This is a genomic window from Vibrio sp. 1S139, from assembly GCF_041439475.1.
Taxonomy (GTDB): domain Bacteria; phylum Pseudomonadota; class Gammaproteobacteria; order Enterobacterales; family Vibrionaceae; genus Vibrio; species Vibrio crassostreae_C.
The window spans coordinates 1-18,510 of sequence record NZ_JBGOOD010000077.1 but is presented as its reverse complement, the minus strand read 5'-3'; the positions used below and the strand labels follow the sequence as shown (position 1 = coordinate 18,510).

At 44.5% G+C, this 18,510-nt stretch carries 19 protein-coding genes and 2 pseudogenes; 6 read left to right on the top strand and 15 right to left on the bottom strand.

All coding sequences use genetic code 11. The features are described 5' to 3' along the window. Positions 1–91: 91 nt before the first annotated feature. From ACED46_RS19180 to ACED46_RS19140, 9 genes and pseudogenes are all read right to left on the bottom strand, one after another. Positions 92–403: a hypothetical protein gene (locus ACED46_RS19180; RefSeq protein ID WP_048660431.1), complete on the bottom strand. Its 312-nt coding sequence runs from the start codon at positions 401–403 to the stop codon at positions 92–94. 171 nt (positions 404–574) lie between these two features. Then, a pseudogene (locus ACED46_RS19175) lies at positions 575–988 on the bottom strand (recombinase family protein); the annotation flags it as partial. Between the two features lie 39 nt (positions 989–1,027). Continuing rightward, on the bottom strand, positions 1,028–1,492 hold the full coding sequence (gene bcp / locus ACED46_RS19170; RefSeq protein WP_136979770.1) for a thioredoxin-dependent thiol peroxidase: 465 nt from the start codon (positions 1,490–1,492) through the stop codon (positions 1,028–1,030). 195 nt (positions 1,493–1,687) lie between these two features. Beyond that, on the bottom strand, positions 1,688–2,173 hold the full coding sequence (locus ACED46_RS19165; RefSeq protein ID WP_136979768.1) for a bacterioferritin comigratory protein: 486 nt from the start codon (positions 2,171–2,173) through the stop codon (positions 1,688–1,690). Next, positions 2,170–4,377: a tyrosine-type recombinase/integrase gene (locus tag ACED46_RS19160; protein ID WP_136979766.1), complete on the bottom strand. Its 2,208-nt coding sequence runs from the start codon at positions 4,375–4,377 to the stop codon at positions 2,170–2,172. Before ACED46_RS19160 ends, ACED46_RS19165 begins: the two co-directional genes overlap by 4 nt. A gap of 13 nt (positions 4,378–4,390) precedes the next feature. Further along, entirely contained in the window at positions 4,391–6,748 is a 2,358-nt protein-coding gene (locus tag ACED46_RS19155) for a hypothetical protein (protein ID WP_371722184.1), read from the bottom strand. A 1-nt stretch (position 6,749) separates the two neighbouring features. Next, on the bottom strand, positions 6,750–8,147 hold the full coding sequence (locus ACED46_RS19150; RefSeq protein WP_371722183.1) for a tyrosine-type recombinase/integrase: 1,398 nt from the start codon (positions 8,145–8,147) through the stop codon (positions 6,750–6,752). A gap of 90 nt (positions 8,148–8,237) precedes the next feature. Next, a pseudogene (bcp, locus tag ACED46_RS19145) lies at positions 8,238–8,570 on the bottom strand (thioredoxin-dependent thiol peroxidase); the annotation flags it as partial. Between the two features lie 12 nt (positions 8,571–8,582). Further along, positions 8,583–9,125 carry a glycine cleavage system protein R gene (locus ACED46_RS19140; protein WP_371722182.1) on the bottom strand — a complete coding sequence of 181 codons (543 nt, stop codon included), beginning with the start codon at positions 9,123–9,125 and terminating at the stop codon, positions 8,583–8,585. A gap of 374 nt (positions 9,126–9,499) precedes the next feature. Here ACED46_RS19140 and dapA point away from each other — a divergent pair, with 374 nt between their 5' ends. Together dapA and bamC are read left to right on the top strand one after the other, a co-directional pair. Then, a complete protein-coding gene (gene dapA / locus ACED46_RS19135) occupies positions 9,500–10,378 on the top strand; it encodes a 4-hydroxy-tetrahydrodipicolinate synthase (protein ID WP_017060704.1) in 879 nt (292 codons plus the stop codon). Between the two features lie 48 nt (positions 10,379–10,426). Beyond that, positions 10,427–11,473: an outer membrane protein assembly factor BamC gene (gene bamC, locus ACED46_RS19130; protein ID WP_017060703.1), complete on the top strand. Its 1,047-nt coding sequence runs from the start codon at positions 10,427–10,429 to the stop codon at positions 11,471–11,473. A 161-nt stretch (positions 11,474–11,634) separates the two neighbouring features. Here bamC and ACED46_RS19125 read toward each other — a convergent pair whose 3' ends face one another. From ACED46_RS19125 to ACED46_RS19110, 4 genes are all read right to left on the bottom strand, one after another. Continuing rightward, positions 11,635–11,844 carry a DUF2897 family protein gene (locus ACED46_RS19125; RefSeq protein WP_017060702.1) on the bottom strand — a complete coding sequence of 70 codons (210 nt, stop codon included), beginning with the start codon at positions 11,842–11,844 and terminating at the stop codon, positions 11,635–11,637. A gap of 8 nt (positions 11,845–11,852) precedes the next feature. After that, positions 11,853–12,527, bottom strand: coding sequence for a M15 family metallopeptidase (locus tag ACED46_RS19120; protein ID WP_017063385.1), 675 nt, complete (start codon positions 12,525–12,527; stop codon positions 11,853–11,855). A gap of 45 nt (positions 12,528–12,572) precedes the next feature. After that, positions 12,573–13,709 (bottom strand): succinyl-diaminopimelate desuccinylase, encoded by a 1,137-nt coding sequence (gene dapE, locus ACED46_RS19115; RefSeq protein WP_017060700.1) that lies wholly within the window; start codon positions 13,707–13,709, stop codon positions 12,573–12,575. A gap of 98 nt (positions 13,710–13,807) precedes the next feature. Further along, entirely contained in the window at positions 13,808–14,155 is a 348-nt protein-coding gene (locus tag ACED46_RS19110; protein WP_017060699.1) for an ArsC family reductase, read from the bottom strand. Positions 14,156–14,360: 205 nt separating this feature from the next. On the opposite strand from ACED46_RS19110, the gene ACED46_RS19105 reads away from it, so the two are divergent. Next, positions 14,361–14,648, top strand: a complete 288-nt coding sequence (locus ACED46_RS19105) for a helix-turn-helix domain-containing protein (protein WP_004734273.1) — start codon at positions 14,361–14,363, stop codon at positions 14,646–14,648. A gap of 68 nt (positions 14,649–14,716) precedes the next feature. Here the strand turns inward: ACED46_RS19105 and ACED46_RS19100 are convergent, their stop codons facing one another. Together ACED46_RS19100 and ACED46_RS19095 are read right to left on the bottom strand one after the other, a co-directional pair. After that, positions 14,717–15,049, bottom strand: a complete 333-nt coding sequence (locus ACED46_RS19100; RefSeq protein ID WP_371722180.1) for a DUF4156 domain-containing protein — start codon at positions 15,047–15,049, stop codon at positions 14,717–14,719. A 12-nt stretch (positions 15,050–15,061) separates the two neighbouring features. Next, positions 15,062–15,406, bottom strand: a complete 345-nt coding sequence (locus ACED46_RS19095; RefSeq protein ID WP_017060697.1) for a DUF2956 domain-containing protein — start codon at positions 15,404–15,406, stop codon at positions 15,062–15,064. Between the two features lie 109 nt (positions 15,407–15,515). On the opposite strand from ACED46_RS19095, the gene ACED46_RS19090 reads away from it, so the two are divergent. From ACED46_RS19090 to ACED46_RS19080, 3 genes are all read left to right on the top strand, one after another. Then, positions 15,516–15,977: a DUF2919 domain-containing protein gene (locus tag ACED46_RS19090; RefSeq protein ID WP_017060696.1), complete on the top strand. Its 462-nt coding sequence runs from the start codon at positions 15,516–15,518 to the stop codon at positions 15,975–15,977. 65 nt (positions 15,978–16,042) lie between these two features. Then, a complete protein-coding gene (locus ACED46_RS19085; protein ID WP_371722178.1) occupies positions 16,043–16,966 on the top strand; it encodes a Dyp-type peroxidase in 924 nt (307 codons plus the stop codon). Positions 16,967–17,087: 121 nt separating this feature from the next. Continuing rightward, a complete protein-coding gene (locus tag ACED46_RS19080; protein ID WP_017063389.1) occupies positions 17,088–18,221 on the top strand; it encodes a flagellin in 1,134 nt (377 codons plus the stop codon). Positions 18,222–18,510 lie beyond the last annotated feature (289 nt).

Here is an 18,510-nt window from a genome sequence, read left to right as displayed (position 1 = left end):
TTTTCGATAATCGCTGCAAGGCCGTTGATGGACTTTCTAAAATCGACGCTTTCACAATACAAGTAAATCTCTGGAGCGCTGAGCATGCGTTTCATGATAATGCACCGATAAGCTCTGCGAGATAGGCCGCTGGCGTGCCTTGAGGAATACTCAGCTCAACATTATTGACGAGAAGAGTCATGTTAGCGGTGGCTATTTGAGCTTGGTATTTCGTTGTCTTTTCGACGACCTCCGCTCGCACAAAGCCTTGGGATACATCCGCTTTTTTGAGTTGCTGGCGCTTAGCATAAAACGTTGAGGGATTGAGTTCATTGAGCTTACAAAATGCGAGCGTTGACAATGAACTCGATTCAGATTGCTCGATAAGCGTTTGCCATTCTTGATTAGTGTGTCGTTTTCCCATTTCAAGTCTCCTCATGGTTGGAGACTTGATCTTATTATTCGTGTTAGGCGATTAGAATGCGGGGTTTATGGAGCGCTTACGAACGTTAGGCTAACAAGCGTTAGCTTAGCAAAGCAGAAATTTAGTCTTGTGTTTACTGATTCATACGTAGTGTGACACTTATGGTGGTTAAGCATGACCTGCTTTAGCTCGCTCGGAGCGCTTCTGAGCCTCTACAGCGCTGGCAAAAGACTGCCCAATAACTTTAAAAATGATTTCAGCATTATCAACGTTCTCAGAGTTAATGATGGTGTCGCTGTATGCCAAATGCAGCTCACCGTATGAGGCTATCTGGCCGATAGCGCCGACCAACTCCATAACCTTGTGGCGACCCAGCCGAGTGATATCCGATACAATGATGCTTTGTTGAGAGGCGGTGAGGGAAGATAACTTCCGCTCACGAATCTCTGTCTTGGTGGCAGACACATGCTCTTCTATCCAATCCGTTATTTGTATGCCATGTTTATCAGCGTACGCCTTGATAGCTTCTCGTTGTGATTCGCCATCGGCTCTTTGTGAATCTGATACTCGAATGTAGCCAATCATGCCTGCCCCCAAGTTGTGTAGTTATTTGTTCATGGACGGTTATTTGCTGTTTAGGTAGTCCAGTACAACTTCATGGTGATCTTTGGTTTTGAACTTGTTGAATACATGCTCAAGGTTGCCAGATTCATCAATCAGGAAACTGGTTCTCACAACGCCCATGTTTTCACGCCCCATGAACTTCTTGAGCTGCCAAACACCGTACTTCTCACACACTTCGTGTTCTTCATCGGCTAGTAGAGTGAAGTTCAGCTCTTGCTTGTTGATAAAGTTGGTTAGCTTTTTCGGGGTGTCTGGGCTTAAACCAAGCACAACAACGTTGTGGGCATCTAGTTCAGCTTTAGTGTCACGCAATCCTTGAGCCTGAACGGTACAGCCCGGAGTTGAAGCGCGTGGGTAGAAGTAAAGCAGCACCTTCTTTCCTTGAAGCTCAGATAGCGTCACTGGGTTATTGTCTTGGTCATTCAGGGTAAAATCTGGTGCAGTTTGTCCGGTTTCGATTGCCATTGGTTTTGTCCTTACTTTCTCAATTAATGGTATTTGGCGTAGCGTTCTTCGCTACGTCCTTTTTAGAGCATTTTTATTTCGCTAGAGTGTACATTTTTATAGATGATTCAGTGTCCTGTCTAATGATTACACTAAACAGGATGTTTTTATTGGTAGTGGTTGTCCTTTCTAGATGCCGCACTAAACAGGATGCTCTTACCTAAAATCTCCCTTGATAAGGTTATCTGGTCTTGCTTTGACGACTTTGTCCATCGCCTTCACTCGCTGGCTTTCATGCAGCATCTCCATGAGTTCCTGAACCATTTTTATATGACTGGCTGCTTGTATGGCTAGTGCCTTTTCATGACTTCTAGCGAGGTCGAGGTACTCCTTTTTTTTCTTATTAGCTTGAGTCTTGTCGAGTTTTAGCTTTTTCACTTCCGCCTGTAACACATCAATAGGTGACTGGCTTAAATCATCTTGTGCTACACGAAATTCCAGTGACTTATTCTTCACCATATCCTGAACATCTTCGTGTCTGCGCAATGCCCCAACAGAAAGCCCCGCTTCTTTCTCGACGCTAATGTTATTGATTTTTAGCTTACCTTCTCGGACTTTCTTCCTTAGCTCTCGGTTTTCTGGTTTACCCTCTAACAGACGCTCTAGGGCTTTTATAAGCTTGTTTTTAGTGGCCTGTGTCATAGTGCAGTCACTCCGTAAGGTATCAGCAGTTCTTGAACCTCTTGAGGTATTACAACGGGTTCATAGCTGATATCTAAGTCTTTCATAATGCGTTCAGCAGCCGTGATTTTTATATACACTTCTGACGCTGTTTGAGGCGTTAATTCATCATGCTCAATGTCCCATAGCATATGAATTTCGGCTTCTTTGCGCTTAGCTTCGGCAAAAACAGCATCGATAATATAGTCGTTCTTACAGTCCACACACTCTAATAGGTTGACTTGTGTACGTAGGCTACAACCTGTTGAAGTGCAGTAAACTCCGGGGGCGACGGCGTGAATGTGGCGCTTTTGATCTCGGATTTGCTTTTTCCAGTAGTTGAGCGAGAGCATGTCGTCATCGACTTTATCTTTAAACAGGTTACGCTCAGCCTTCATCATGTTTTTGGCAAACTCTTTGCCCTTGCCACCCGCGACACGTTCTTTGTTCGCCAGCTTCTTGTAGATGTTGAAGTACACCTGCGCTTTTTGAACAATCCTTTCTTCATCAACAACGTGAGCCAAGTTCTCCTTTTTCTTTCTGATTTTCTGGAATTTACTGGCGTTCTTAGCGTAATGGCGTGTCATCGCCATCGATACATGGCTGAATTGTTGCTTGAGTTGGGGGAACGCGCAAAGCTCGAAGCCGATCAGGTAGTAGGCGAACGAGCGGCGGAGCTGATGACCTGAGAATTCATAGTTATCCCCTACATTAAACGAAAGGTTAGGGTCGGAAACCTTCAAATCGATGACATCGTTATTGGTTAGTGCAAGCTTTTCCCCTAGTGCGCTTTCAAACCAATGAGTCATATGTCTTCCTAGTTCTTTTTTAGTAACAGCACCACAGTCTTCTATTGTCTTGTGGAAGAATGCTTGGCTATCAGGGTGACGCTGTCTAAGTGGCGAATGTAGCGCTTGCAGCATCTCGTAAGCCTTTTTGCCGACCTCTGTGGTGACAAACTCATCCTGTTTTGACTGAGAGCCTTTGGTGGTTTTTGATAGGTCTGCATGAATAACGTGAATGGTTTGCTCTGATATGGTTTCTGTTGAACACCCATCAGCGATATGTAGGTGAAAGGTTTCATCAGAACGCATACCTGTGCGGGACATTAACGCCCAGAGGCAACCACCGTTGAGTTCTTTAAACAGCGATTGCGCTTTTGCAAGTCCGGTTACCATCCTGTTGCCAATCCTCAATGTTCGCTCAGGGTAGAACTTGTCGATGTAATTAAGGTTGATCGCAGGTTTGTGCTTGTAGAGCAGTTCAAAGGTCGATTCTTGTGTCGGGTTATTGAGTGCTAGAAAAGCAGCTTGAAAGGCTATTTTCTTTTCCTTATCACCTTTATTTGATGTAGATAAATACCACTGAAGCCCGCCATTTGTTTTGCACTTTGCTTCATTGCTAACAAGGTATTTAGCATACCCTTGGTAGGATTTCTCATGGTAGTCAGCAATGTAATCTGAAAGCTTGTCAAGCTCATCACGAATGGGGTATAGCTCGTTCACTAATGCTTCTGATTGTTGAAGTCCCAGATAGTACAGCCGCTGCGGGATAACCGTGTACTGCTCACGCTCTTTAATGACTAAACCAAAATCCGAGGCGTTTAACGCTTTGGTCAGACTGACATTAAACGGTAGTCGTGTTGCCTCTATGAACAGTTTATTGAGTGAGGTGTAGGGTGTTTCTCGTTCGAAGTCCAAATCGGTAACATCACTTAATACCCAAGTCTCTAACAGCTCAAAACTTAATAACTCAAAGCTATTGTGGCCTTCATTCAGTAACACAGAGGCGACTTTCTTTAACCCAGTGATAGTCTGCACAATGCTCCCAAAAGAATAATCTTTAGGCGAGAGCCACATCATACTCAATGCCAGTGCTCTCAATTGGTTTGTCAGGTTGCGCTCCATCACCTTTCCGTCAAGAAAGAAGTCTAGGGTATCCGGTTTGGTCGCATTCGGCTCAAAGAAGAGTTGGAGCTGACGCCAAGCGTTGTTGTCCCCAATTTTACCCAGTGACTCACCTGTGACGCTAAAACCAATATCTAGCGTCTCAAAGTCATCCCACTCGCCTGATTTAATGGCAGGCTCTAACACATCCTTCAGGTAGTTTGTGTAGCCACCAACATGATATTGCGCGCTTAACAGGGCATCTTGTTGGCCAATGTTGTACTTAGGTAGCTTTATCATGATTGGCTCCCAATTAACGGTGTTGGGCTAAAATGGCGTGATCCATAGATACCCGAGGGTGACGCCCGTTTTTGTTAAATAATGCCATTGCACCGTCGTATATATCCTTGCTGGCACCATCGAGGGTAAACTCAAAAGCGGCGATTCTTTCATGGACTTCCTCTTGCACGTTAGGGTACAGGTTTACTGCCTCCCTCAGTACATCAATGAAAGAGATAAGTTTATAGATGTGTTGAGTCTCATTGACGGCTTTGGCTGATTGGCATTTATGGCACATGTCGTATTCAGCACAAGGTAGCTGTAGCTTCATGGCGTTATTGGTTTCACGCTGGGTGTTTTTTCCACCTGCAATGTTTTGTTGCCCATAGCAATGAATGCCATTGGGATTGGTTTTTGCCCTTTCTTCCTCTTGCTTCTTTTTCCATTCATCATGCGTCAGCATTGTGATGCCAAGTTTGGCTGCAACTATCTCTTTTGCTAGCTCTAACCCCGTCTCTTCATCCAATAGCTCAATCACTTGTAGAGCTTGTGAGATGATGATTTTGTTGAGTCTTGGGTCACCATTGGCATAATGTTTATCAATGGTTTGAAGAAGGTTTTGCAGGAGGCTTTGTACGCCGCCTGCACCACTCACGGAGTACACTTGGTTACTTGTCATTTCTCGCCAGCGGCTTGATTGCAGTGAAATGAAGTATTCATTGGGCGCAATTGACCATGTTTTCATTAACTTAGCGCTGAATGGGTTTATTCCGTCCCAGTCTTTAGGGGCTTCTGCATGATGACCTCGCTTGAGCAGCAACCGCTCATAGTTTTTAGAGTCTTGTTTATCGGCTAACTCTGTGGCGAATTGTTCAATATCTTCGATTAACGCCTTGTCAGCAGCAGGAACAGAGAAGTGGTGGCTCTCGCCATTGCGGTATTTGAACGACACGCTGATGTTGCCCTTAGCGTCTTTATCCGAATAAGTCAGTGGCAGTAAGATGCCCTTGAGGGGTAAGTATGTGTAACACGATAAAATGCAGTAGGCAGCATTCGTTGCGCCTTGTGTGGCTATACTTTTTGAGCACGGGCGAGAGATTTTACTGACGACGGGTCGGCCTAGCGTATTCATCTCTTTTTTTAGCTCGATAACATACTGGTTTCGATAACTGTGAAACAACTCCTTAAACCATGGCAGGCAAGATGAACGAGTGGGTGAGAGTAGGTTTAGCTCTACCGTCAGGTGGTAATTTATTTCCGCTATATTGAACGAACTACTTTTCTCCCCTAGGTTGTTCAGCGTGAACAGTAACTCTGAGCCTTTTTCGCCACCGCCATATAATGCTGAAAGCGTTTCAAGGGTTATAATAAACTTCACTCCACCCCGTTTATCAACATCGAAGCTCTGGTTAGTAAGTACAGCGTCTATCTCTTTGTTTGTGCGTGGCTTGAAGCTCGATACCTTAACCACTTGTAAGCTTTTATCCCGCTCATCAGTATGAATCGTGATTGGATGAGCGATGCTCTGTAGGCCGCCATCGTTTAATGAGGTAAAAAAGCCCATAAGGTGATAAGCCGCACCCATCGCCATGTTAAACGCGGCGGTAGGCTTTACGGATGTACTCGTTTTACTCTTCCCAGTAGCTTGGGCTTTGAGAGAGGTTTTAATTGAAATGACTTCTTGGTGGTCACCTAAGTCAATAACGACAGGCAACTCGTCAGGCAGGACAAGGTTTTCTTTTTTTGCCGCAATGAGCTGTGGGGCTAGGATGAAAAATAACTCACTCAACCGAGCAACAAGCACCTTTTCTTCAGCGTCAGAGTAACCCTTATTTGGTGTTTTTTCGCCACTAAACCCTCGGTGATGGGTTGCCCATGTGTCAGCGGGTAATCCACACCATGAAAGGGCGGTGCGAATTGCTGAAGTTATTACAGCGGCTGAGCTTTCTCGGATGCCCAGTCCATCACCGTGGCTCATCTCCCACAATTTCTTTGATGGACTGTACATTTTTAAGCGGTGCCGCAGCTCGCCATCATTCCCTACGTATTTTAAATAGCCAGCTTCAGAAAAAGGGTCAACGTTTACGGCGTCACAAAAGACAATGAAGGGTCTTAATACCTCGTAATATCCCGAGGTGGTTTGGGCAGAGTTTCCATTATCGACATACTGGTTGGCTTTTTTACAAAAGCTCCTTAAAAAAGGGATACGGCTGTCGATTTTGACGTTATTGCTATCGACACCAAGGTGTAACAGGTGTGATATATCAAACTCGGTTACCTTCCTGCTTCTGCCGTCCTTATAGGGGATGGTAAGGTGCAACGGAACCACATTCTTACTGTTTCTGATGTGCTTAACCGTCTTTGAGTTCTTCGCGAGTGGGCTTTTTGGCATACTACAGCCCTTTGTTGATCTTGTTATTTTTGCTCTCTGCAACCCGTAACTGCTCATCAAACTTATTCATGAACTTAATGTACTTTTCCGTCGTTGCGGTGCTTTCATGCCCCATTAGTAAGGCTAACTCGTCCATTATGTACTCATAGGCAGTCTGCCGCTCCCTAGACTCACACCAAAGCCAATGCGTGGCATAAGTTGATCGCAGGTCATGGATTCGATAGTACCAGTCAGGCTCTATTGCCCGGATGCGCTGTCGCAGTTCGCTAAAATGTGCCTCTAAGGTTTTTACTGTGTATGGCCGCCCTTTATTGGAAAGAAAAAGGTAGTCAGTGGTGTCCTGTTCTTCCTTAGAATCGATCAGCTCATTTCGTCGAGTCAGGTTCTTTTGTCGCTGGCTACATTCTTTGTATTGCTCTAATTCCTCATACAGTGCGATAGGGATTTCAATCGTGCGCTCCTTACTGCCCTTGGTATGTGTAATCGTCAATGGCACGACGTCTAGATCACTGCAATCCTTATCACCAATATCACGAGCAGGAAAGTGGGTGGCTTCATCAATCCTAAGCCCAGCCTCTTCACATAGTCTCAGTATCAGGGAAGCAGCTTTTGGCAATGCATCAATGTGTTGGGAGAACAGTTCTTTATGATCGAACGACATAGGCTTCAATTTTTGATGAGCAGGCGTTTTATCGACTTTGGGGAACTCCTTCATGATATTTGATATCTCATAGACCCGCTTTGCGCCAGACTTAGTATGGGCAAGCATGTCATGCTGATTGGTGCCGTCTAGGTATGCTTCAAGCTTGGTGAAGTGTGTCAGGACATGCTCATCATCATTTTTGAGGTAACCGTGTTTCTGCATCCACTTATAAAACCCAATAACAGCACCCATATAGCTTCTTGCTGAGTTAAGCGAGTACGCTTCGTCACCAGTTGCCTCCTTCCGAGATCGACAGTTTGCCAAAAGGTGCTGTGCAAATTGCCAAGGCGCGCCTTCTTCTTCATGCTTTGTTAGTGTTTTATAGGTTAGGTACTGGGGTGGTATCACATTCCCATCATCATCAACTTGAGGGTAATGGGTAGAGTCTAAATATCGAGTAAAGGCCAATAAGCCTTTGGCCATTGATTTGGTGTCTTGAATTTTTCCTTCACCGCTGAGTTTTGACACGAGGTAAAGAGATTGTGGATAAACAACACGCCCATCTGGTGCAAGGATAATATCGGTCTTCTTTAGGCGAGACTGTAAATTGGATGGGGAAAGGTAGGGTGAGTGGATCACTTCTCCAGAGTCACTAGCGATGATCTCTGAGATTCTCAGTTTAGCTAATGTATCTACCTCTATGGAGAGCAATCGGTAGTCATCATAAACATCGTTTTCTTCATGCTTTTCTATCACAAAACAATCCTCAATATGTTACCCACATATTAAAGGTAGCCTGTCATAAAAAATTATCGAAGTTTTTTGTCATAAAAAATTTCTAAGGGTGAATTTTTTCTCGCCCCAAACGCCAAACTGTTCAGCAACGCTGTGGTCTTCATCAGATAGCAGGGTGAAGTTTAGAGATTTCTTCTCAACGAAGTTTGGTAGACGTTTTACTGGGTCAACACTCACACCTAGAACAACCACGTTTAGGTCATCAAGCTGTGTTTTGATATCACGCAGGCCTTCCGCTTGCACAATACAACCTGGAGTCATTGCTTTAGGGTAAAAATAGAAAAGTACTTTTTTACCTTTGAAGTCACCAAGAGATACGATATTGCCATCTTGATCTGGAAGAGAAAAAGCAGGTGCTGGAACACCAGCCGTTAGCGTATTCATGACATTTCCTTTTTAAAGACTGTTTTTGATAAAGTTGAGCGAGCCTTGGACTGATAGGCTCTGACACAGCGAATCGAATTCTTCTTGTAGCTGCATCAAGTTACATTCTGATTGCACAGAAGCGGTAATAGAGATATGGAATTGGTCGTTGTCGAGTTGAACCTTAGATTTATTGATGGTTCGTGCACTTAACGAATCGAGGCCGATGTTTCGGTCTGCGAAGAACTGGGTAAACTGCTCAGTAAGTCCGATTTTATCGTCTGACTCAACGAACACCTCTACTGTGTAAGAGTTCTCAACAACATCATGAGTTGAGGTTCGCTTCATAATCGTAATCAAGTCGTGCTCTTGTCCAAGCAAGGGCAAGGTGGTTTCAACGCGGGTAATGTTGTTTGCCTTTCCAGACAGCAGCATGATAAGCGTAAATTCTTCGCCAAACAGGGCGATACGGCTATCAATAATGTTACAGCCTGATTGGGTGACTAAATGAACCACTTGGTTGCATACACCTGGGCGATCAGTGCCCACAGCTGTGATTACTAGATGTTGAGTCATAAAATCACGTCTCTTTATATTCCATTGATTCATGCATGTTAGCACAGTTAGCTCGTGGAATAAGCGTGCGTGCGGAGCTTTTTATGAGCGACCTTGCTTCGAACATGCAACCAATGATAAGAATATCGAGCGCGTTAAAAAATGAGATAGAGCGATGAGAGCACAGCTTACTTGTTACTGACATCCAGTGATGTGCTATCCGCTAGATTGAGTGCAGGTTACCCAAATTCTAGGTAGAACGCCGTTAGAAGTCGTTTTACCTCAAACATACGACAATATTTAATGCAGATGTTGCCGGTAAGCCACTTTAATGTCTTGTGTTTATTGATTGGCTTACAGTAACATGCAAAAAGAATAAATTAAGGGAGATAGACATGTTTTCAGGAAGTATTGTTGCGCTAGTTACGCCATTTAATACAGATGGTGAAGTGGATTTCGACAGCCTTAAAAAGTTAGTTGAGCACCATATTGCTGCAGGTAGTGATGGTCTGGTTGCGGTTGGCACAACAGGTGAGTCTTCAACACTCACTATTGAAGAGCATGTCAAAGTCGTCAACAAGATCGTTGAATTTGCTGATGGTCGTATTCCCGTTATCGCTGGTACAGGTGCAAATGCAACTCATGAATCTGTTCTATTCAGCCGTTTGTTGAATGGTTCTGGTATTGCTGGTTGCCTGAGCGTAACGCCTTACTACAACAAACCGACTCAAGAAGGTTTGTACCAACACTACAAAGCGATTGCTGAAGTCAGTGACGTTCCACAAATTCTATACAATGTTCCAGGTCGTACTGCGGTAGACTTGTTGCCAGAAACGGTTGCTCGTCTTGCTGAGATCGAAAACATCGTTGCACTGAAAGATGCGACGGGTGATCTCGACAGAATTGCAATTCACCGTGAACTTTGTGGCGAAGACTTTATCTTACTAAGTGGTGATGACTTAACAGGCCTAGAATTTGTTAAGCGTGGTGGCGATGGCGTGATCTCTGTAACGAACAATGTTGCAGCCGCTGATATGGCAACCATGTTCAAGCTAGCAAAAGAAGGTAAGTTTGAAGAAGCGGAAGCGATCAATGAGCGTTTGATGCCTCTACATAAGAATTTGTTCGTTGAGTCTAACCCTATTCCCGTAAAATGGGCGGTTCATAAAATGGGTCTGATTGCTGAAGGTGGCTTACGTCTACCGCTGACTGAACTGTCAGAGCCAGCTCAACCTGTTGTTGCTCAAGCAATGACTGAAGCGTGCATTTACTAAAACGTATGAAGTGATGCCGAAGCGAACCTTCGGCATTTAGGAGTATAAATGAAGTATTCTCACCAGCTAGTGATTGGGTCACTGGCTGTTTTCGTTCTTACAGCATGTTCTGGCAACCCGACTCAACGTCGCCAAGCCAAAGATGATTTCGAATACTTAGAAACACCTGAGTTTTCACAATGGCAATTGCCTGTAGATGCTCAGCCTCAGTTCTACCCAAATTTTGACATCCCAAGCGGTGAATTCAGTGGTGGTACTGGTCGTGAAGTGGATATTCGTCCACCGCAACAGGTTCTTGAACTGATCCCGGGTGCTCGTGCTGAGCGTCAAAACGGTGAAGTGACACTATGGCTTCTTCGCGCAGAAGAGGCAGACCGCGTGTGGCAAACGGCTGTAGATATGCTGGCTCAACGTGGTATTGGTATTCGTGAGCAATCAGAGAATGAGATTGAGACCGATTGGGTAACTTGGGTTTCTGAAGATGAAGACGTAGAGATTGGTAGTCGTTACTCTATCTCTCGCTTCCAAGCAAACAACCGTCATGGCTTCAAGATTAATCTGATTGATTGGCGTGAAGGTACTGAAGAGAAAACAGTAACGGCAACCAATAAAGAGCGTTACAACGCGTTCCTGACCAACCTAGTTATGGCTAAGTACGATGAAAACCTTCGTGCTGAAGCGGCGCTGAAAGCGCAAGAGTTGGTGAAGCGTATTCCAATTTCAATGGGTGCTGACCGTAGTGGTTTCCCTGTGATTATTGCTCGTACGCCATACAATGTATTCTGGCAGCGTCTGCCTAACTTGTTGCCTGAAATGGGTTTTGAGCTTGAAGAACGCAATCAATCTCAGGGTACGGTGAAGGCGAAGTACGCAGCACCAGATGATGAGTTCTGGGAAGAAATTGGCCTACAGCCTATCGACTTAGCGCCAGGCACTTACAACTTCCTATTTGGTGACCTTGGCAACCGTACGTCAATCAACGTAACGGATGCATCAGGTAAGCCAGTAGAAGAAGAGCTGCTTAAGTCTATGGTTCCGGTATTAGCGCATATTGCTGACCAAACCAAAGATGACAAAGAAGCGAAAGCTGAGTAGTCATTCAAGCCGTCACAAGCTGAGTTAAATCAGCCTTGTGATTAGCAAAAGCAAATAAAAAAGAGGACACACTGTGTCCTCTTTTTTATTGTATTCGTTGTCATCAGGCTACATTGGTCAATCAAAATTGGTCAATCAAGCTGATTAGCCAAAGCAAAAGGCTATGCGTCTTTATTGTCTTTGGATTCTTCTTTTTCAGCTTTCTCTTGGTTAAGTTTATCCGAGCGATTGAGCTTATCTAAATCTCGCTCAGTTTTACCACGCCCCGTCAGATCCATATTGGCTGTCTGTTTGAGCGCTGCGATGTTACCCACAACAACGCTAACTACGATGATGATGATAACCCAAGGGTTTGTAAGCCACTCCAACATAAGCGCTCCTAATGACTGATATTCGCTACGAAGCGTGCATAGATCTCGTCTAGCTGCTCCATAATAATCTCATACCCTAATACTGGCTTAGATTGGAGTTGCTTGCCAAGTAAAGTCGGAGATAACTGTGATAAACACGACTCCGATACTTTGCGATGGCTGATATGCCATGGTTCGATCGCCACACCACCCAAATCTTGGCTGTAAGGAAAGAAGAAACCAAATTGTGCAGCATGAACTGATAGCCATTGGTAAAACGATTGCTGGTGGCCAGTAAGGTATTCCCATGGTTCTAATTGCAGATGTATGCCTTCAGGTAAGTGGTTACGAGCAAAGACATCGAAGTCACAACCCCAATGATGACGACTCGCGCCGGGAAGCGCAGACCATCTCAGGATAGCCGATAGCTTTTGTTGTTCGGTCAGTTTTGAAGCATCAAGAGGTTGGCTTTCTGAATCTAATATCGGAGCTTCGCCAGAAAACTTACGGTTCCAAATCAGAGATTGCCTTTCATAGTCGCGAAAGCCACTGGCAATCTCCATTTTAAAACCAGCGAGCTGAGCAGCTTCAATCAAATTATTCAGGTCATTCTTAACCTCACTGTGGACCAAGAAGGTCTTGGTGCCGATCAGGCTAGGCTCTAGATGAGAATCTGATTGTCCGGTAAGCTGCTCTGGTGTCATAACGAGTCTCTCAATAATTGGATGCTATGAATCGCTGATGAAAGACTATTTAGCGAATAGGTTCACTAATGTTCTTTCGTACATGTCAGTTAGCTTTTCTAAATCGGCTACCTTCACGCATTCGTTAACCTTGTGAATCGTTGCATTCACAGGGCCTAGTTCAACCACTTGTCCGCCCATACGTGCAATAAAGCGACCATCAGATGTACCGCCAGTCGTTAGCAGTGCTGGTTTCACATCATTGACGTGACCCACTGCATCAACAATAGCATCAAGCAGTGAACCTGCGTCTGTTAAGAACGGGTCGCCATTGAATGTCCATCTTAGGTCGTATTCGAAATCATACTTGTCGAGTGTCGTTGTGATGCGCTCAACGATGATATCGTTGCTTAACTCTGTACTAAAGCGTAGGTTAAACTGAACATTAAACTCACCAGGGATCACGTTTGAAGCACCAGTACCCGCACTCACATTTGGAATTTGGAAACTGGTTGGCGGGAAGTAATCATTACCTTTATCCCACTCAGTTGTTGCTAGCTCATTAATAGCAAGCAGAGAGCTGTGTACTGGGTTGTTTGCTAGGTGAGGGTAGGCAACATGACCTTGTGTGCCTTTAATCGTTAGGTCGCCAGTGATAGAGCCACGACGGCCGTTCTTCACGACATCACCCACGAACTCAGTGCTCGATGGTTCACCAACGATACACATATCGATGTTTTCACCGCGCGCCATTAATGCTTCAACAACACGTACAGTACCGTTGATGAAAGGACCTTCCTCATCTGAAGTGATCAGGAAACCAATTGAGCCTGTGTGGTCTGGGTGTTTGGCAATGAACTGCTCGACGGCAACAATCATTGAAGCCAGAGAGCCTTTCATATCAGCAGCGCCACGGCCATGTAGGAAACCGTCTACGATAGTCGGTTCGAATGGCTTAGTGTTCCACTGTTCGATTGGGCCTGCAGGTACCACATCAGTGTGACCAGCAAAAGCAAACAGAGGCGCTTCAGTACCACGACGAGCCCAGAAGTTGGTCGTATCTTCAAATACCATCACTTCGATTTCAAAACCGAGTGCTTTTAAGCGTTCAATCATCAGGTCTTGGCAGCCTGCATCTTCTGGTGTTACCGATTGACGGCTGATTAGGTCTTTTGCCAGAGCCAAAGTTGGGCTATCTGTCATCCTTGAATTCCTTGTTTAAATAAAACGTCTAGTCATTAATTTTTAGGCGCTGATTCACTGATCAACGTCCTGTTGTCTGTCTATGTAAATACAACGATCTAAGCAAAAATAGCCGCGTATTGGTCGGCTTTAAATCCGATGTGAAGCTTACCCTCAACTTTTAAGATTGGGCGCTTGATCATTGCAGGTTGTTCAACAAGCAAAGTCACCGCTTTTTCTTCTGTTAGGGTGTCTTTCTGTTCTTGAGAAAGTTGGCGATAAGTCGTACCACGTTTGTTTAGCACAAGCTCCCAACCTAGCTCAGAGCAGAAGCTTGTTACTAGCTCTTCTGTGATGCCTTGTTTGCGATAATCGTGAAATTCGAACTCGATACCTTCAGCTTCGAGCCATTTCTTTGCTTTTTTAATGGTGTCGCAATTTGGGATACCAAACATGGTGATAGTCATTATTCTTCCTTTGAGTGATTTTATTTCATTGTTATGAGTTGAATCCTATCAGGAAGCAGCAACTCAGACAAAATAGAGTGATGAATATTTCATAGAGTGAAAAAAAAGCGTAAGAAAATGTCACTATTGGAGACTTATTGATCAGCCTCAACATGTTGTCAGCGAAAAAAGAAATAATTGAGCTGTACATATATAGGAGGTGTCAATGGAGTTGAGTCCTGTTTTTGCAAGGCGGCTATATTTAGCATTGTTAGTGGAAAGCCTTGATAGGCCAAATGTGCCTAAACTCATCGAAAAAACGGGGTGGCCTCGTCGTACTATTCAAGATGTACTCAAGGCGTTACCGGGGATCGGTATCGAACTTATGTTTGTTCAAGATGGGCGACGTCATAATGATGGCTATTACCAGTTATCCGACTGGGGGCCATTTGACAGTCAATGGGTTATCCAGCGTAAAGGCGATATAGCAACAAGCCTTGGATTTAGTGCATAAGCCAGCGAAAGCTGGCTTTCTTTTGGGTGTCATAAAATCAAAGCATATCGATATGCCGCTTTAGTTGCTTACTCGCACAGGTAGGCGGTACCAAGCATAGTCACGGAAGTGCTGAAATCTTGGGGTAGGGTAAAGATGACGGTGTCTGCGCCTAGCTCAATGGCATGCGATTTAAGCTCATTCATCGCACCTTGAATCAGGGTGTCATTGGGAAAGAACAAGTAGCTGTACCAATGACCTTCGCTGCCAGTGATTTCCCCTTTATACTCACACTGCTCGATGTTAATCAGGCCGTGGTAATCCATTTGTACCTTGTCCGCTTTACTATGAGGCGTTGATGTGGGTTTGGTACACCCGAGTAACATGCCACTCATAGCCAAAGCGACTAATTCCTTTTTCATACGTTTACCCTGCTATTGCATCAAATAAATCGCGAAGCCTACCCAGCTTGCGAACAGTAGTAACCACGGCAGTTTAGTGGCGTGATTTGATGGTGTTTCAACACTTGTTTCGATCGTGTCTTCTTGGTGTTGATTAGCTTGTTGAGTCTGTTTTTCTTTCTGTACGCGCTTCTTCGCTTTATCGGCTTGGCGGCTGCGTTCTTTTTGCTGTTTCTTGTACAGTGCGATGCCTTTCTCGATACCCTGAGCAATCAGTTTAGTTTGTTCTTTGGTTTGAGCTGGCTTTTGAGTCGCTTTGGCTATCTTCAGTGCTTCCTGTTGAGATTCAACAGAGGGCGTATTAGTTTTGTTTTTCATACTGAGTTCGACAATTAAAACGGATTGGCTACTAAGATAACGCAAAGCTAGTTAAGTATGAATGATTTGCGTTAAAGTGTTGGTTTGAAAATAAGTGAAAGTGAGATTTGTGCGGTACTCCATAGAACAATACGACAAGCACGGCTTTTTGAAAGCTCCAATCTTGCTCTGGCTAGGTTGGTTGTTTCTTGCGAAAGCCTTGGTCGTTTTCATTGTTGCAGGCGCAAGCCGAGAATCGGGAACCGATATTCTTGAGATAATCTACCCAGACCATCAGATGTTTTATGTCGGGATCGCGTTGAGTGTGCCTAGTTTGCTGCTGATGTGGTTATTTGGGCTAAGATCGCCAGATAGAAAGCGCCTTAACAAAGTCGTGTCATGGGGACGTTGGGTTACCATGATGGCTATCTTGGCACAGGGCTCCCATACGATTTATTTAATCTATTTGGATAACGGATGGTTCCGTTGGTCAAATGGCATCACCCTATTGTTGCTGCTGTGGTTAGCGCTTTATCTAACCAATAGCCATGCTGCAAGGGATTGCTTTAAAGTGGTTGAGCTCGAAGACTGATTCTCATCAAAACATTTGTCCCATTCACAATTATACTTAGAAGCTAAAACTGGAAGGAATAATCTATGCTTAATGTTTCAAATGAGCAGCCTAACGTTCAAAGTGCTATTTTGCCTGAAGCTGGGCCTTTCGCGCTTTACGTTCAACTTAAAGTGAACGCTAATACTGCTAATGCACTAGCAGAAATTCAAAAGCTTCCGACTCTAATCGACGAACTAAACCAAACTCAGCCTGATGCGAACTTAACGGCATCGGTTGCGTTCTCAAAAGCTTTTTGGGATAGGTTCGAGCAAGCAGCGCCCGCTGATTTGATCGACTTCCCTGTGCTGGGTGAAGGTGATATCACAGCACCGAGCACACTGTCTGACGTTCTGATTCACTGTCATTCAAACCGACATGATCTGCACTTCTTTATCTTGCGTAAATTGCTATCTGAAGTAGCACCTGATGTTGAAGTGGTTGATGAAACTTATGGTTATCGCTTCCTAGACTCTCGTGACATGACAGACTTTGTTGATGGCACTGAAAACCCGAAAGACGCACAACGTGCTGAAGTCGCTATTGTGCCTGAGGGTGAATTCGCTGGTGGTAGTTATGTAATGGTGCAGCGTTTTGTGCATAACCTGCCAGCTTGGAATCGTTTGAATGTGTCGGCACAAGAGAAAGTGATTGGCCGAACTAAACCTGATTCAATTGAGTTAGATGATGTTCCTGCGGCGTCTCACGTTGGCCGTGTGGATATCAAAGAAGAAGGCAAGGGGCTTAAGATTGTTCGCCACAGTCTACCTTACGGTACTGCTACGGGCGACCACGGCTTATTGTTCATTGCTTACTGTAACGTTCGTCATAACTTCGATGCGATGTTAGAGAGCATGTACGGCACAACAGATGGCAAAACAGACCAACTGCTTCGCTTTACCAAAGCAGTGACTGGCGCTTACTACTTTGCACCTTCAACTGACATGTTGAGTGTATTAACGATTAAGTAAATCACCTCATCTGCAGCAAAGAAAGGGAGCCTCAGGGCTCCTTTTTTATTAAAGCTTTATATGAACTGGTCGATATAAGAGCAATCGTGAGTTTTATTCATCTTTTTGTAAGCGAAGGTCTATGGCTATAACTGTCAATACGAATGTCTCGGCGTTAGTGGCTCAGAGAAACCTCTCTAACGCTAATAACATGCTGAACCAATCTTTGGAGCGCTTAGCTTCAGGGAGCCGTATTAATAGTGCAAAAGACGATGCGGCTGGCTTACAGATCTCAAATCGATTAGAAGCACAGATGAGTGGCATTGATGTTGCTGTTCGAAATGCTAACGACGGTATCTCCATTATGCAGACTGCAGAAGGAGCTATGAATGAAACCACTAATATCATGCAGCGCATGCGAGACTTATCCCTACAAGCGAGTAACGGCTCGAATAGTTCATCGGAACGAATCGCTATTCAAGAAGAAGTCACCGCGTTAAATGACGAGCTGAATCGAATTGCCGAAACCACTTCATTCGGTGGTAAAAAACTCCTTAACGGCAGTTTTGGACACACCTCGTTTCAAATCGGCGGCAGTTCGGGCGAAGCTGTGCAGATTGGTTTGAAAAGCATGCGTACTGATGACATCAACATGGGCGGCTTTAGCTACGTTGCTAATGGCATGGCCAGTGATTCATGGGAAGTGAAATCAAACCAGAATGATATGACGATGTCGTTTACCGATCGTTTTGGTCAGCCACAAGAGATCACCATCAACGCGAAAGCGGGCGATGATATCGAAGAGTTGGCGACTTACATTAATGGTCAAACGGATCTCTTATCGGCTTCTGTTAATGATGACGGACAACTTCAGATTTATATGTCAGGTGAAGATACCGCGGGTACCATCTCTTTTTCAGGTTCATTAGCCAGTGAGCTTTCGATGTCAGCGGGCTATTACGAGTCAGTTAATGACATCAATGTAACGGATGTGGGTGGTGCTCAGCGCGCCGTCTCTATTTTGGATACGGCGATGAAGTATGTCGATAGCCATCGCTCTGAATTAGGGGCAATGCAAAACCGCTTTGATCATGCCATTAACAATCTTGAAAACGTTCATGAGAATTTGGCGACATCAAACAGTCGAATCAAAGATACCGACTACGCCAAAGAAACCACTCAAATGCTCAAGCAACAAATACTGCAGCAAGTGAGCACAACGATACTTGCTCAAGCCAAGCAAGCGCCGAATCTAGCTTTAACGTTATTAGGTTAATGAATTACCTACAATCTTATAAAAGCATTTCAGCTTGGTCGGTGCTTTTTGGCGAATAAAAATACAATTTCTCACTCGACTGACTTCCCGGCAACTTTAGCGATTTTCTCATCTTTTTTCGATAATTTTACGACCAGTCACGCTTTCTTCTGTTTTACCGCTATTTCTTTAAATTTGTTGTTTTTTTCCTAAAGGTTTCGCCAATCACGCCGTTATTAAAAGTAACTTAGAGATAACTACTTGGTTTTCCGAGACGTCGGAAACCGCTATACCGGAAAATCAATTGGAG

Excerpts from the sequence above, each read along its gene's own strand:
- ACED46_RS19180 (WP_048660431.1), bottom strand. The coding sequence starts at position 403 with ATGGGAAAACGACACACTAATCAAGAATGGCAAACGCTTATCGAGCAA.
- bcp (WP_136979770.1), bottom strand. The coding sequence starts at position 1,492 with ATGGCAATCGAAACCGGACAAACTGCACCAGATTTTACCCTGAATGAC.
- ACED46_RS19165 (WP_136979768.1), bottom strand. The coding sequence starts at position 2,173 with ATGACACAGGCCACTAAAAACAAGCTTATAAAAGCCCTAGAGCGTCTG.
- ACED46_RS19160 (WP_136979766.1), bottom strand. The coding sequence starts at position 4,377 with ATGATAAAGCTACCTAAGTACAACATTGGCCAACAAGATGCCCTGTTA.
- ACED46_RS19155 (WP_371722184.1), bottom strand. The coding sequence starts at position 6,748 with ATGCCAAAAAGCCCACTCGCGAAGAACTCAAAGACGGTTAAGCACATC.
- ACED46_RS19140 (WP_371722182.1), bottom strand. The coding sequence starts at position 9,125 with ATGACTCAACATCTAGTAATCACAGCTGTGGGCACTGATCGCCCAGGT.
- dapA (WP_017060704.1), top strand. The coding sequence starts at position 9,500 with ATGTTTTCAGGAAGTATTGTTGCGCTAGTTACGCCATTTAATACAGAT.
- bamC (WP_017060703.1), top strand. The coding sequence starts at position 10,427 with ATGAAGTATTCTCACCAGCTAGTGATTGGGTCACTGGCTGTTTTCGTT.
- ACED46_RS19125 (WP_017060702.1), bottom strand. The coding sequence starts at position 11,844 with ATGTTGGAGTGGCTTACAAACCCTTGGGTTATCATCATCATCGTAGTT.
- ACED46_RS19120 (WP_017063385.1), bottom strand. The coding sequence starts at position 12,527 with ATGACACCAGAGCAGCTTACCGGACAATCAGATTCTCATCTAGAGCCT.
- dapE (WP_017060700.1), bottom strand. The coding sequence starts at position 13,709 with ATGACAGATAGCCCAACTTTGGCTCTGGCAAAAGACCTAATCAGCCGT.
- ACED46_RS19110 (WP_017060699.1), bottom strand. The coding sequence starts at position 14,155 with ATGACTATCACCATGTTTGGTATCCCAAATTGCGACACCATTAAAAAA.
- ACED46_RS19105 (WP_004734273.1), top strand. The coding sequence starts at position 14,361 with ATGGAGTTGAGTCCTGTTTTTGCAAGGCGGCTATATTTAGCATTGTTA.
- ACED46_RS19100 (WP_371722180.1), bottom strand. The coding sequence starts at position 15,049 with ATGAAAAAGGAATTAGTCGCTTTGGCTATGAGTGGCATGTTACTCGGG.
- ACED46_RS19095 (WP_017060697.1), bottom strand. The coding sequence starts at position 15,406 with ATGAAAAACAAAACTAATACGCCCTCTGTTGAATCTCAACAGGAAGCA.
- ACED46_RS19085 (WP_371722178.1), top strand. The coding sequence starts at position 16,043 with ATGCTTAATGTTTCAAATGAGCAGCCTAACGTTCAAAGTGCTATTTTG.
- ACED46_RS19080 (WP_017063389.1), top strand. The coding sequence starts at position 17,088 with ATGGCTATAACTGTCAATACGAATGTCTCGGCGTTAGTGGCTCAGAGA.